Source organism: Clostridium sp. LIBA-8553 (assembly GCF_057782465.1).
This window is the reverse complement of sequence record NZ_CM173489.1, coordinates 1,220,009-1,233,108: the sequence shown is the minus strand read 5'-3', so window position 1 is coordinate 1,233,108 and position 13,100 is coordinate 1,220,009. Positions and strand designations below refer to the sequence as shown.

Genomic DNA, 13,100 nt, shown 5'->3' with positions numbered 1-13,100 from the left:
TTTCTATTATCTATTCTAGAATAATATTATACTTATCTCTTTTTGATACATCTACTCTCTAAATCCTGGCCTACTATTAGTGTCATGATAACATAAACTCAAATTATATTCCACAAATTTCCACAGTATTAAAATATACATAATAAAAAGTTCTAAACCAAATACATGATTTAGAACTTTAGTGATTCCTTATGATAGTTTATAATTTTATACTTCAAAAGTGCTATTAGTATCAAAATTTTTTTCTACCCTACACATAAAAAATTACTTTTATATAGCTCCTTTATTTTACATATAAATTGCTATATATTTATTAAAACTTTCTCTAGTATCTCTTGTTTTTTCAAGTAACTTTAAAACATCCTCAATTTTAAGCTGTTTATATCTGTGTCCTATTTTTTTTCTAATTAATATTTAAATAAGTTGTAATGTTTAAATCATAAAGTAACTTTTTTACTCTCTATTTATCTTTATTTAGTTTGTATCCTTATTGTTAACATCAAATCATGGTTATTATACAAAAAGCTCTGGATGAGCAGAAAGACGGTCTTCCTCTGTAATTGCACGACTCACACGACATGGATTTCCGAATGCAAGACTACCTGCTGGAATATCCCTTGTTACTACAGATCCAGCTCCAATAACACAACCTTCTCCTATAGTTACTCCTCCACAAATAGTTACATCTCCACCAATCCAACAATTATCCTCAATTGTTATTGGCGCACCATATTCCATATCTGTAACTCTCCCAGTTTTTTCATTGTAATACGGGTTTCTATCTTGATAACAAAGTGGATGCTTAGGAGTCAGTAAAGAAACATTTGGTCCAATAAAAACACATTCTCCAATTGTAACTTTGCAAATATCAAGCACCGTAAGATTAAAGTTAGCGTAACTATCTTTCCCTATAACTGTATTACTTCCAAAGTCAAAGTAAATTGGTCCCTGTAAATAAACACTTTCATGGCAATCAGGTATCAATTCATTGATAATTTCCTTACGTTTTTCAGTTTCTGTTTCAAATGTATCATTATATAACTTGCAAAGTTTATGTGCTTTTGCACGTTCCTCTGGTAATCCTTCTGTAAAAGGATCATATATTTTACCATTCAACATTTTCTCGCGTTCATTCATAAATTTTCTCCCCCTAAACAATATTTTTAAATATATAAAAATAATTTACTTTATCCTAAAATAATATCATTTCTTTTATACTCTTTATATTTTTTATATTATTGTTTATAAAAAAGTTACGTTTTCAATTACTAATCTAAATAACAAAAATCCAACAAACTCTAATTTATATAAATAAGTTTTACATTTTATTTATACCATAACTACCTGAAATACTATCTTGGAATAATGGTATATGAGGAGGATAAAAAGTAAATATCATAAACATAGCAATTAATACTCCAAAAATTATTATAATAATGCTTGAATTAACACCTTTACCATGCTTATAAAGATGTAAACCAAGTAATTGACCAAATATAATTGCAAGTAATAAAATTATAATATCTATCACTAAAACTTCTACTCCAAATGCTTGGGTATAAAAATAATAAAGCATAGGTATTGTCAGCAATGAAGTAATAAGAGCTACAAATGCACTTTGAAACCACTTGTTTTTGTTAATAGAATACTGCCTACCTTTAAAATAGTAATAAAGTGCCCACCATAAAATTACAGGCATTAAAACCATTTTCAAATGCTCCCATATACTTTCATTTACAGCAGCAAAGAGTCCCACTATAATATTATTCTTAGTTAAGTCATATGCAGAATGCATTATTGTTCCTATAATAAATAAGGTTGGGATACCTTTTAAAATCCATTTTTCCGGAGCAGATAAATCCCTATATTTCATATTTTGCCTCCTAAGTAATTTATACTATAATTAATTTACTCATATAATTTTAAAATATACTTTAATCAATATAATATAAACCTAACTATTTCTAATAAAAAAAGGATTTATCAAAATAACTAATTAATAAAACTTATAAATATATTCCGAGAATTACTGAATTTTAAGTGAAAGTCCAAATTTTAATTTGGTTCTTGAACTTATACAATGGAACTTTAGTTACATTGTAGTCATTATTTATAGCAATTACTTCGAATATTTTACTAAAGCGGAAAACTCCCTTCGGTTAAGTGAAAGTCCAAATTTTTAATTTTGCTTTTTGAACTTATACCTTTGAGCGAAGGGAAAAGGTGCTTCCTAATAATTTTTAACGTAAAATCTTCTACGTAATAGCTTAAATTCTAAAGTTCATCCAGATATTCTCTTCATACTATTTATAAGTTTTATATCTAAGTTTTGATATATCCCCTTTAATTATCTTCTCTTTTAGTATCCATAAGCTTTGATATTTGTTTGTCGCTTATTCTCATTACTGCAATAATATAAGTAAACTCTACCACACAAAGGATAATGATTGTAGGTAATGCAATTATCATTAATGAAGTAATTTGAGTTTTCATCTCTGCTGTAGCAACTCCTGAGAACAGTGCTCTTATGCCAAATATACTTCCAATTGCTGAAACTATTATTGGAAGGGAAAAATACCACTTTATTTGCTTTCTGGCTGATTTGCATAGTTCTTTATAACTTCCTCCAATACGCACTATAGTTTGGTAACGTCTTCCTGTCTTTTGCTGCTGCATTAAGAATTGAATTCCTATAACTGTATTGGCAATAATCAAGAAAATTAAGGCTAGATAAATTGTTGTATAGCTAGCTGCTACCTTATAAAATAGCTGTCTTCCCATATTTTGTAGATAACTTTCATATTCCAATCCTGTTTTATCAATTAATTTGTTTACTTTTAAAATTGCTTGCATTAAGCCTTCTTCTTTTACAAAATTATCATTTAAAGTTGCATTCCAATAAGAGCTGTAATCTCCATCTATAAGCTTATTAAAATCTTCATCGGAAACAATCAATCCATAACTTATGTTTATAGATCTATCTGTAACTATATTATCCTGATAGAGATTTCCTACAAGCTCATATTCTTCCCCTTTTATCTCTACCTTTAATTTATCCTTAAGGACACTTCTTAAAATTTCTGCAGTATTTCCATAAGAAAATTCTAATCCATTAAATAATGCTACTTGATTCTTTTCAAGCTTAATTGGCTCTTTTCCTGCAGTCTTTAAAATCTCATTATATCCTGACAAAGAAATTAAATATGGGTATTCAAAGTACTGAAGATTGTTCAATAATACATCTTTCCCCTCAGAATCCTTTTGTTTTTCTACTGTTTTTATTAAATTCTTTGCAGAAAACTCTCCATCTTCCTTTATCATTCCTAATTTAACATCCCAGACATTATTGATATAATCTTTTAATGGTTCTTTACCTAGCTCCTTTTTTATTTCTTCTCCATTTCCCTTAAAAGTATAATCTAGTACATGCTGATTTTTTGAACTTGAATTAAAACTTACAGAAACCCCATAACCAAAACAACAAAGTGCTAATAAAACCAGTAAAGATGAGATAGCAAGAGAGTTTGATTTTAAAAATACATTTTCTTGTAACTGTCTAAATGTAAATAATTCTAAACCATTTTTATCTTTTCTCTTTTTAAGAATAATTTCAAATACGATTCCAACTCCATTAAAGAAAAGGAATGTTCCTATAATCCCTAAAACAATAGTTATTCCCATGTTCTTAAGTGATTCCCATGCATAACCTTCAATAGCTAATCCATAAGCAGTAACTAGCATTAAAGCTCCTAGTAATAACTTTGCTATAATAAAAATTCTACTATGAACCTTGTGTTTTTCCTCTTGAGAAGGTGATAATAACTCTGTTATATCCTTTCTTGCAATGCTTCCACTTAATATTAATAATGCTGCTAATCTAATAAGAAAATACCCAACCATTGTTAATAATATTGCTTCAATAGAAAATGAAAATTTATGTCCTATAACACCAAGTCCAACTACTCTAGCTGTAATCATGCTAATCATTTCTGATAGGAAAATAGCTATAGGAATTCCAATAACAAGTGATATAATGCTATTCCATATTTCTTCTAATAAAAGCATTGAAAATAATTTGCTACTACGCATTCCTAGCATTAAATACATTCCAAGTTCATGACTTCTTCTCTCTAACTGATACTTGCCTGCAAAGTACACCAAGAAGAATAAAATAAATAATGAAGCTCCATATAAAGCTGGAGTTATTAATAATAAACGGCTAATAGCATCACTTTCCATTGTTTTTAGAAATAGTATTATATCTTGATTTTTTAAGGACAAGATAATGTAAAATGCTATTATTGACACAATTAATGAGACAAAGAAGATACCATTTTCTTTTCTGTTTTGCTTACTATTTTTCTTAACTAAATCAAAGAACATTTGCACTTCCTCCCCCTAACTGAGCCATTACTGCAATGATTCTTTTATAAAAATCCTGTTGTGATTCCTCTGGAACTCTTTTTCTAAGTTCATGAAAAATAACTCCATCTTGAATAAACAAAATTCTTGAACAATAACTAGCTGCATTTGGATCATGTGTTACCATTAAAATTGTTGCTTTCTGTTCTTCATTTAACCCTAAAAACTTCTCCATTAATAGCTTTGCATTTTTTGAATCTAAAGCACCAGTCGGCTCATCTGCAAGTATTATTTCTGGATTTAAAACTAAAGCTCTAGCAGCTGCCACTCTTTGTTTTTGTCCACCAGACATTTCTGAAGGAAACTTACCAATGACTTCTTCAATCTCTAGATACTTTATGATTTCATCAATTCTTTTTTCATCTTCTTTTCCCATCATATTGTGGATTGCAATTGGTAGCATTATATTTTCTCTACCATTTAAATTATCAATAAGCTCAAAGTTTTGAAATAAATATCCTATACGATTTCCTCTATAATTTGCTAATTTCTTACCCTTAAAACTTCCTATGTCCTCACCCTTTAAAAGAATCTTTCCCTCAGTTGGACTAGTAGTTGTTGCAATACAATTAAGTAATGTTGTCTTTCCAGAACCACTACTTCCCATAATTCCAACAAACTCTCCATCTACAACTTGAAAACTAATTCCATCTATAGCCTTTGTAATGTTACCTTTTTTACCATAACATTTACATAATGATTGCACTTCTAATATCTTTTCTACCATGCTTTATTCTCTCCCTTTCCTAACCCTATTGTTTTTCTAGCTTGTATCTTTGAGTTCATTATACAAAACAATGACTCCATATAAAACTTACAGTTAATGAAAGGTTTTTTTATTACTATGTACATAAATCAAATTCATCTCTGAAAAGCTATAATTTATTATGACTTTCTCATTTCAAATATTTAACTTTTAATAAAAAACTACTCAACTATGTAGCTTACTTGAAGTTAGATTTTAAAACTAGATTCTAATTATCAATATAATAATCAAAGTAATTTGAATTATTAACCTAAAAGTTTTATATTCTAATAAATCAATATTCTAAATTTAGGAAATAAACTTTTTCAATTATATGTAGGTAATTATTTATATTGATAAACACTACTTATAAAACAGAACCTTTAAAAGATATGAATTCCCTATCTACATAGGTTAATATTGGGGTAGAAAGTAGGTAATTAAATTGAGTAAAAAAGAAAAAAGAATAGAAGCAGAAAATGCTTTATTAACTAGAGTTTATGATTTGATTTTAAATGTAGAAACACCTGATGATGAGCGTTCTATATTAATTGAATTTAAGAATGCAGTTGAAGGAGGAAAAGATTTCCAAAAGCAAGTAATGAGATTAGCAGAATCTTTACGCCAATTATCTCTTAAGAAATTTAATAATAAAGAAACACTTAGCAAAGAGGTTGGTAAACTTTATATGGATATTTCCACTACTGGATTTTTTGAAGAGAATTTAGGTCGTGGCTTGGCAGTACTTGGTACTATCCTAGGTTAGTTTTGATTTCTAGATATAGAGCAAAGGCTATCTTAATAAGCAATTAGAGTTTCATTATCTATAGAAAGTTAATAATGATGTTATATCAAAGTTAAAATATAATTTATCAAGGTAAGTTTTTATTTTAGATATTTCTTCAAACCTAACTTAATAATAGAACTTACAAACAGTATGAAGAGAATATGTTTGTAAGTTCTATTAAAAAGTTTTTTATTCTTGTTCAATTGGCTTTATTACTTTGGTTAACAGTTTATATAATCCATTTCCATATAACTTTTTGATTGGATTAATTTTAGTTCTTGGAAAATAGGCATTATGAATCCATCCTTTATTAATCCAGTATTCTTTATCTACTGAGAAAACATTATTTGCTAAGGCTCTTTGAATATTGTAGGTGTAAATTTCTTTGAAACTAGGTGAATAGGATCTTCCAGAAGATTCTACTAACTTAATAAACTCTGCCACTTCTTTTTCTTCTATGGGCTTATTAAAGCTTCTACCGTTTCTTGTAATAGCTCCTCCTAAAGATACTCCCCATTGAATCATTGCCTCTTCTATGGAGTTTATTGTATTTTTCAATCCTGATCCTTGTGTATTAGCCAGAAGTAAAGTTGGTTTTTGTGCCACCTCACTTCTATGGAACCAGCTGCAAGTTCTATCTATAAAAGTCTTTAATATTCCACTCATATTATTTAAATAAACAGGAGTGCCTATTACAAGGCCATCACTTTCAATTATTTTCTTCATTACAATCTTAGATTCATCCTTAAGAAAACAATCCCCTTTTAATATACATACTTCACATCCTTTACAAAAATCTATCTTATAATTAGACAAACTTATAAGTTCTGTTTCATATCCCTTATTTTTTAATATATCCTCAATTGAACTTAATAGTTTATATGTGTTCTTTCTTCTATTACTTGCATTGATTAAAAGAACCTTCTTCATAATTACCCCCGTATTTTCATTAATTCACCTAATATCTCTTATTTTTCTTCCCTCTTATTTATTCTCATATATTTCAAATATCATAAAGTATAGTTATACCAAACTTTATGAATCTACAACCAGTACGAATTTAATCTACTTTTTACAACTCAAAATCCAACAATTAAGACTCTTCCTATTATGAAATTACTCTTTAACTTTATACTTAGTTTGAAGTCTTAGAACCATGTAATAAATGAAGATAATCCCCTATATTTAGCTGCAACATTTGCTAAATGATTATATAGATTTAAAACTGCTTCTGGAGCTTTAAACTTGTTATATCTTACATAGCTTGTAATATCATTAGTTAACTTTGTACAAGTTAATTTATACTCTTCTCCATTCTCTAAAGCCTCTTTATATTCACTTAAAAGCTTAGTTAATTCTTCATTGCTTTTAACCTCTTTATCATCTAATGTCTTTTGTATTTCATCAATTAATTCACAATACTTTTTATTCATTTGATTACGCCCCTTTTATTATCAACTTCATTTATATGTAAAATATTGAATTTTCTTATATTTTATCATAATATTTTAGATAATAGAAATTCTTTGAGACATTAAAGAGAGCTGATTAAGTGTCTTAAATCATTACAGCTTAAAAGAAAAATATATGTAATAATTTGTCTATATATTAAACAAATGTTAAAAATGGATATTTAATAGTGAAATAGGTTACAATATAGATAGAATAGTGTTTAGGTAGAACAAGAAGTTAAAGAATTTAGATTTTCTAAGGGAAAATATAACATGTGTGATATTTTGTAGTATCAAAGGGAGGTATGAATAATGAAAATAGTTTTTATGGGAACTCCTGATTTTGCAGTTCCCTCATTGAAGAAAATGATAGAGAAATATAATGTAAGTGCGATTGTAACACAACCTGATAAACCAAGTGGAAGAGGAAAAAAGATAGCAATTTCACCAGTTAAAGAGGTTGGACTATTGAATCAAATTCCAATTTTTCAACCTGAAAAAATAAAAACAGACTCTATAATTATTGAGAAATTAAAAGAAATAAAACCTGATTTTATCATTGTTGTAGCATATGGTCAAATAATAACTAAGGAGATACTTGACATACCAAGACTTGGATGTATTTGTCTACATGCATCTCTCCTACCAATGTATAGAGGGTCATCACCAATAAATTGGAGTTTAATAAATGGGGAAATAAGAACTGGAAATACAACTATACTAATGGATACTGGTATAGATACGGGTGATATGCTTATGAAAAGTGAGTTTGACATACCTGAATCTATGACAGCAGGAGAATTGTACAATTTATTAAAAATAAACGGTGCTGAACTATTAGAAGAAACAATAAATGGAATTGTCACTGGTAAAATTTCTGGGGTAAAGCAACAGAGTGATGGAAGTTCTTATGTACAGATGTTAAACAAGCAAATGGCAAAGATTAATTGGAATGATAGTAGTATTAACATACATAATTTAATAAGAGGATTAAGTTCTTGGCCATATAAAAATATAAACTCATGGCCAACTGCTTACACTTATTATAAAGATATTCCAATTAAAATATTCAAATCCAAATCATTAGAGTCAAATATTATTAAACCACCTGGTTATATTATAGAAGCAAATAATGAAGGAATTGCAGTCGCCACCAATAACGGTATTCTGATTATAGAAATATTACAGTTTCCAGGTGGGAAACCTCTTGAGGTAAAAGAATTTTTAAAAGGAAATAAAATAGAAAAAGGCATTATATTATCATAATCATAATTGATTAATAGTCTATATAGTACTACAATATTATGATTATTGGTTCATAATATTCGTATATTGAGCATTATAGGTGGACAATCCCACCTATAATTTTTATTTAGCTATATTTCAACACTATATTAAAACATAGCCAATAATTTAAACTCATATGGGGAGGAGTTTTTTATGAAACCAGATTTAATTGGAATCTTAATCTTTGCCTTTTTAGGAGGTGGAATATTAACTTTTATTGGAGGAATAATAAAGTTCTTTAATGCAGGAGATATTCTTAACTTCTATGATGAAGAAAAACATGATAAGAATGCAGTGTCTAGCTTTGTTGGAAGTGATATATTCTATACAGGTTTAGGGGTAATACTTATTGCAATAATTAGTATATTTTTAAATGAAAAGTATTATTATGCTTTAATGCTTACTCAAGTTGCCATAACAATTCTTGGCTTGTTATTGTCCTGCTATCACTTCTTTTTTACATGTAAAAAGCAGTAAATCATAATGACTTTTGCTCAATATGATTTACTGCCTAAAATTTTAATATACTATTTCTTCTTAACTGAAATAAGTAGCATCATAGGGCGACGCATCTCATCCTTCATACCCTCTATATCCATCATTTCCTCTGGTGGCTTTGGTTCAATAATATGTTGAAACTCAAATCCATTTTGAAGTAAAGTGTTAAGATAGGTTGTCAGTGTCCTATGATATTTTGTGACTTTTTCTCCTAAAAATACAGCTTCACGTTTACCCTCATAATAGTAATTATCCACAGGGAAATGAAGTATGTTTCCCTCTTTATCGTAATACCAGTCTTGAGATCCGTAAGATGTAAAAACAGGGTGTTCAACAGAGAAAACAAATTCTCCCCCTTTTTTTATCCATTTTGATATTTTAGATATTAAAGGCTCAAAATCTCTTACATAATGAAAGGCTAAAGAACTAATGACTATATCAAATGCTTCATCTGGAAAATTTAAATCCTCCATAGCTGTACACTGATATTCAATATTCTTATGATTATTCTTCTCTTTGGCTACTTCAAGCATTTTATGTGATATATCAGTTCCAAGTACATAGCTTGCTCCATTATTAGCAGCATATTTACAATGCCATCCATATCCACATCCTAAGTCTAAAACTTTCTTGTGATGAAAATCTGGTAAAATCTTTTGTAATTCGGACCATTCACCTGCTCCTTGCAAACCATTTTTAGAACGTGCCATTTCTCCATACTTCAAAAAAAATTGTTCATTATCATATTTATTTTCTTTCATTTTAAATTCCTCCCATGCAAATATATAAAAACTAATCATATTATTATTTACATGGGTTTATGCAATCTTTTGAGCAATAATACCACCACACATCTTCTCTCACCTCTTTTTTATTTTTATATTATAGCATTTTATCATGAACTTAGTCATTTCTTTTCTACTTTAGTAAATATACTTATTATTCATGTTTTATCAAGAGTGTTAAAGCATTGTTGACTCAAAAGGTTCTTGGAAAGCTATATTCTGATAATATAAATCTATTAAGAGAAAAGCGATAATACCATAAAAATCTCTATCTTAATATGAGTGATTTTTGATGTATATCTTTCTTGATTAAATCTTGTCTTTTCTATCTTGTATCATATTTACAAACATATCTACTGCTTCTGGTGTCTGATGATTGAAGAATAAACTTGTTTCTGTATCTAATTGGCTGATTTTCTTCATATCTTCATTAGAAAGTTCAAAATCAAAAATTTCAATATTTTCTTTCATTCTTTCTGCGTGTGTTGATTTTGCTAATGCTACAATATTTCTTTGCATAAGCCATCTCAATATGACTTGTGCAACAGACTTGTTATGCTTTTCTGCAATTTCTTTTAATATAGGGTTATGAAACATATTGTTTCTTCCTTCACCAAAAGGTGCCCATGCTTCCATTTGAACATTTAGTTTTTCCATATTTTTTTGTGCTTCTAACTGTTGATGAAGTGGGTTTGTTTCCACTTGATTGACATGAGGTGCAATCTCATTAAATGCTGCTATATCTGCTAATCTGTCTGGAGAAAAATTACTTACGCCAATTGCTCTAATTTTCCCTGCACCATATAATTCTTGTAAGGCTTTATATGCACCATAATAATCACTATAGGGCTGATGAAGCAAAACTAAATCAATATAATCTGTTTTTAATTTTTTCATAGAATTTAAGACAGACTCTTTTGCCTTTTCATATCCATAGTTATCAATCCACACTTTTGTAGTAATAAATAGTTCCTCACGTGGTATTTCACATTTAGAAATAGCATTTCCTACTTCTTCCTCATTAAAATAAGACTGTGCTGTATCAATATGTCTATAGCCAATTTTAATTGCTTCTAATACGCAACGCTCACATTCCTCTTTTGAAATTTGAAATACCCCAAATCCTAATTTAGGCATTTTAACACCATTACTCAATGTTACATATTCCATAATACATCACTCCTTGATTTTTCTTTGTTTCTTGAATACAATGATATTGTAAAACCAGGTAGTAACTACCGGTCAATACTTTTTTAAAAATTTTTATAGGAGGCACTCAATGTATTCAATGAAAGAAGTATGTAAGGAAGTAAATATGCCCTATGAAACATTAAAATATTACTGCAATGAAGGTCTAATACCTAATGTGAAACGCAATAAAAACAACTATCGTATTTTTGATGATAGAGATATTGCATGGATAAAAAGCCTTTCTTGTCTGAAACAATGTGGGATGAGCATTTCTGAAATGAAACAATATGTAAATTTATGTTTATTAGGCGAATCTTCTATTCCAGAAAGAAAAATAATTCTTACAAGGAAAAAAGAAGCATTATTAAGAAAGCTTAATGAAATCAACGATTGTATTGCATATATTGACACAAAGCAACAATTTTATGATGATGTATTAAATGGACAAACAAAGTATTTTAGCAATCTTATAAATACAAAATAGGTACTTTTATTTAAAGTACCTATTCATCCAGTAATTCTTGGAATATATTTATAAGTTTTATTAATGAGTTATTTTAATACAGACCATTCTTAGCTATTACTTTATCTATTATACGCAGTCTAAACCTTCTATGTATAAAGGTAATGGTAGCCAGCTATTTAAAAAGTTTGGAACCTCATTATTGAAGTTAAAGTATGGCTTTATTGGAGAAAATAGAAACTCCATTGCTTCTAGCTCATTTAATTCAATATGAGCTTCCTCTTGAACCTTCTTAACTTCTACATTGTTTTTGTGAACTTTGATCTTTAAAACTCCATAATTTATTATGCTTATGTTATACTCCCCATCTTCTAGATTTGAGTACGTAGCTTTTAGTTTTAGCATTATCCTAACTATCTTTTCATAGTTAAATATTCTAAAGTTATTGTTTTTTGTAATGGAGTAATTTTCACATATCTTTATAAGCTGTGATATTTTCTCTATTTCATACACTGGAATCCTTAAGTTTACTTCATTATGTTTGAAAGTTTTTATGTATGAAGCTATGGCAAGATTCAAATCACTGTTGTCTTCTACAACTATTTCATCAATAAATCCATTATTTGCTGAAATGTATCCAATGAATTCATCATTTTTAAACACAGAGTAAATTCTGCAATTCCATGATTTTAATGTATCTAAGAACTCTTCTTTTTTCCTTACTACTTTTACATTTTTCTTAGAATGAAGTTCATATGCTTTTTCTACTATAGTATGATCATTTTCATCTAATAATTTAATACTTATTCTTTCATCAATTAGTTCATTGCTCTTATAATTTATATTTACATCTAGGATATTAAAGTTTATTTGTTGTCCACAAGGCTCATATCCGAAGTATTCATATCTTTGTCTATATCCACTAAGAACGCTTATATCAACATTGTCCTTTTTCATCTCTTCAATAGATTTGTTCATAAGCTCCTTCATATATCCCTTGCCCTTTGAATAAGGATGAGTTGATACACTTCCTATTCCTACAACATTTACCTTTTCATCTAATATTCTTAAAGTTATTGGAAATGCCCCTACTACCCCTTTTATCCTATTATCCACCTTTATTATATGATGGTACTTAATTTTATCCTTATTCTTATATAATTTAGGCAATAATGATAGAAAATCAGTGCTTTCACCTGAATGACTAAATACATAATTTATAAAGTCAATTAACTCCTCATAATCATTTTCATCTGCTTTTAAATATTCTTTCCCCATAATTCTCTCCCTTATTAATCAATATATTTTAAAAGAAAACTTTATTATCATAAAAATATTACTCTTCATCCTATATTTAATTATAAAAATAGTCTATACTATTGCCACTAAGAAAATCAATATCTTATTAAGGAGTCTATTTATTTCTCCCTAAAGCTCCTTTTAGTATTATCATCTTAAAAAATTTTTGATT

13 protein-coding genes are annotated in these 13,100 nt (G+C 28.3%); 4 read left to right on the top strand and 9 right to left on the bottom strand.

Features of this window, described 5'->3' with window-relative positions; all coding sequences use genetic code 11:
- Positions 1-513: 513 nt before the first annotated feature.
- From AC2JAQ_RS05350 to AC2JAQ_RS05335, 4 genes are all read right to left on the bottom strand, one after another.
- The gene (locus AC2JAQ_RS05350) at positions 514-1,119 is read right to left on the bottom strand and encodes a sugar O-acetyltransferase (protein ID WP_488458774.1); all 606 of its coding nucleotides are present in this window, start codon (positions 1,117-1,119) and stop codon (positions 514-516) included.
- Positions 1,120-1,318: 199 nt separating this feature from the next.
- Positions 1,319-1,873 (bottom strand): DUF6512 family protein, encoded by a 555-nt coding sequence (locus AC2JAQ_RS05345; RefSeq protein ID WP_488458269.1) that lies wholly within the window; start codon positions 1,871-1,873, stop codon positions 1,319-1,321.
- Between the two features lie 470 nt (positions 1,874-2,343).
- Entirely contained in the window at positions 2,344-4,383 is a 2,040-nt protein-coding gene (locus AC2JAQ_RS05340; protein WP_488458268.1) for an FtsX-like permease family protein, read from the bottom strand.
- The gene (locus AC2JAQ_RS05335) at positions 4,373-5,149 is read right to left on the bottom strand and encodes an ABC transporter ATP-binding protein (protein WP_423239494.1); all 777 of its coding nucleotides are present in this window, start codon (positions 5,147-5,149) and stop codon (positions 4,373-4,375) included. Before AC2JAQ_RS05335 ends, AC2JAQ_RS05340 begins: the two co-directional genes overlap by 11 nt.
- A gap of 463 nt (positions 5,150-5,612) precedes the next feature.
- Between AC2JAQ_RS05335 and AC2JAQ_RS05330 the strand changes: the two genes are divergently transcribed.
- Complete coding sequence (locus AC2JAQ_RS05330; protein WP_488458267.1) at positions 5,613-5,933, top strand: bacteriocin immunity family protein; 321 nt, start codon at positions 5,613-5,615, stop codon at positions 5,931-5,933.
- Between the two features lie 210 nt (positions 5,934-6,143).
- Here AC2JAQ_RS05330 and AC2JAQ_RS05325 read toward each other — a convergent pair whose 3' ends face one another.
- Positions 6,144-6,884, bottom strand: coding sequence for a flavodoxin family protein (locus AC2JAQ_RS05325; RefSeq protein WP_488458266.1), 741 nt, complete (start codon positions 6,882-6,884; stop codon positions 6,144-6,146).
- 218 nt (positions 6,885-7,102) lie between these two features.
- Positions 7,103-7,387: a bacteriocin immunity protein gene (locus AC2JAQ_RS05320; RefSeq protein ID WP_488458265.1), complete on the bottom strand. Its 285-nt coding sequence runs from the start codon at positions 7,385-7,387 to the stop codon at positions 7,103-7,105.
- A 330-nt stretch (positions 7,388-7,717) separates the two neighbouring features.
- Here AC2JAQ_RS05320 and fmt point away from each other — a divergent pair, with 330 nt between their 5' ends.
- Both fmt and AC2JAQ_RS05310 read left to right on the top strand, forming a co-directional pair.
- Positions 7,718-8,671, top strand: a complete 954-nt coding sequence (gene fmt / locus AC2JAQ_RS05315) for a methionyl-tRNA formyltransferase (RefSeq protein WP_488458264.1) — start codon at positions 7,718-7,720, stop codon at positions 8,669-8,671.
- A gap of 174 nt (positions 8,672-8,845) precedes the next feature.
- Positions 8,846-9,169, top strand: a complete 324-nt coding sequence (locus AC2JAQ_RS05310) for a DUF3784 domain-containing protein (RefSeq protein ID WP_488458263.1) — start codon at positions 8,846-8,848, stop codon at positions 9,167-9,169.
- A 50-nt stretch (positions 9,170-9,219) separates the two neighbouring features.
- On the opposite strand, the gene AC2JAQ_RS05305 is transcribed toward AC2JAQ_RS05310, so the two are convergent.
- Both AC2JAQ_RS05305 and AC2JAQ_RS05300 read right to left on the bottom strand, forming a co-directional pair.
- Complete coding sequence (locus tag AC2JAQ_RS05305) at positions 9,220-9,951, bottom strand: class I SAM-dependent methyltransferase (protein ID WP_488458262.1); 732 nt, start codon at positions 9,949-9,951, stop codon at positions 9,220-9,222.
- A 333-nt stretch (positions 9,952-10,284) separates the two neighbouring features.
- Positions 10,285-11,145: an aldo/keto reductase gene (locus tag AC2JAQ_RS05300; RefSeq protein ID WP_488458261.1), complete on the bottom strand. Its 861-nt coding sequence runs from the start codon at positions 11,143-11,145 to the stop codon at positions 10,285-10,287.
- 109 nt (positions 11,146-11,254) lie between these two features.
- Between AC2JAQ_RS05300 and AC2JAQ_RS05295 the strand changes: the two genes are divergently transcribed.
- Positions 11,255-11,650: a MerR family transcriptional regulator gene (locus AC2JAQ_RS05295; protein ID WP_488458260.1), complete on the top strand. Its 396-nt coding sequence runs from the start codon at positions 11,255-11,257 to the stop codon at positions 11,648-11,650.
- Between the two features lie 108 nt (positions 11,651-11,758).
- On the opposite strand, the gene AC2JAQ_RS05290 is transcribed toward AC2JAQ_RS05295, so the two are convergent.
- Positions 11,759-12,907, bottom strand: a complete 1,149-nt coding sequence (locus tag AC2JAQ_RS05290; RefSeq protein ID WP_488458259.1) for a GNAT family N-acetyltransferase — start codon at positions 12,905-12,907, stop codon at positions 11,759-11,761.
- Positions 12,908-13,100 lie beyond the last annotated feature (193 nt).

Coding starts and splice junctions, on each gene's coding strand:
- AC2JAQ_RS05320 (WP_488458265.1), bottom strand. CDS start 7,387: ATGAATAAAAAGTATTGTGAATTAATTGATGAAATACAAAAGACATTA.
- AC2JAQ_RS05305 (WP_488458262.1), bottom strand. CDS start 9,951: ATGAAAGAAAATAAATATGATAATGAACAATTTTTTTTGAAGTATGGA.
- AC2JAQ_RS05310 (WP_488458263.1), top strand. CDS start 8,846: ATGAAACCAGATTTAATTGGAATCTTAATCTTTGCCTTTTTAGGAGGT.
- fmt (WP_488458264.1), top strand. CDS start 7,718: ATGAAAATAGTTTTTATGGGAACTCCTGATTTTGCAGTTCCCTCATTG.
- AC2JAQ_RS05350 (WP_488458774.1), bottom strand. CDS start 1,119: ATGTTGAATGGTAAAATATATGATCCTTTTACAGAAGGATTACCAGAG.
- AC2JAQ_RS05290 (WP_488458259.1), bottom strand. CDS start 12,907: ATGGGGAAAGAATATTTAAAAGCAGATGAAAATGATTATGAGGAGTTA.
- AC2JAQ_RS05335 (WP_423239494.1), bottom strand. CDS start 5,149: ATGGTAGAAAAGATATTAGAAGTGCAATCATTATGTAAATGTTATGGT.
- AC2JAQ_RS05300 (WP_488458261.1), bottom strand. CDS start 11,145: ATGGAATATGTAACATTGAGTAATGGTGTTAAAATGCCTAAATTAGGA.
- AC2JAQ_RS05325 (WP_488458266.1), bottom strand. CDS start 6,884: ATGAAGAAGGTTCTTTTAATCAATGCAAGTAATAGAAGAAAGAACACA.
- AC2JAQ_RS05295 (WP_488458260.1), top strand. CDS start 11,255: ATGTATTCAATGAAAGAAGTATGTAAGGAAGTAAATATGCCCTATGAA.
- AC2JAQ_RS05340 (WP_488458268.1), bottom strand. CDS start 4,383: ATGTTCTTTGATTTAGTTAAGAAAAATAGTAAGCAAAACAGAAAAGAA.
- AC2JAQ_RS05345 (WP_488458269.1), bottom strand. CDS start 1,873: ATGAAATATAGGGATTTATCTGCTCCGGAAAAATGGATTTTAAAAGGT.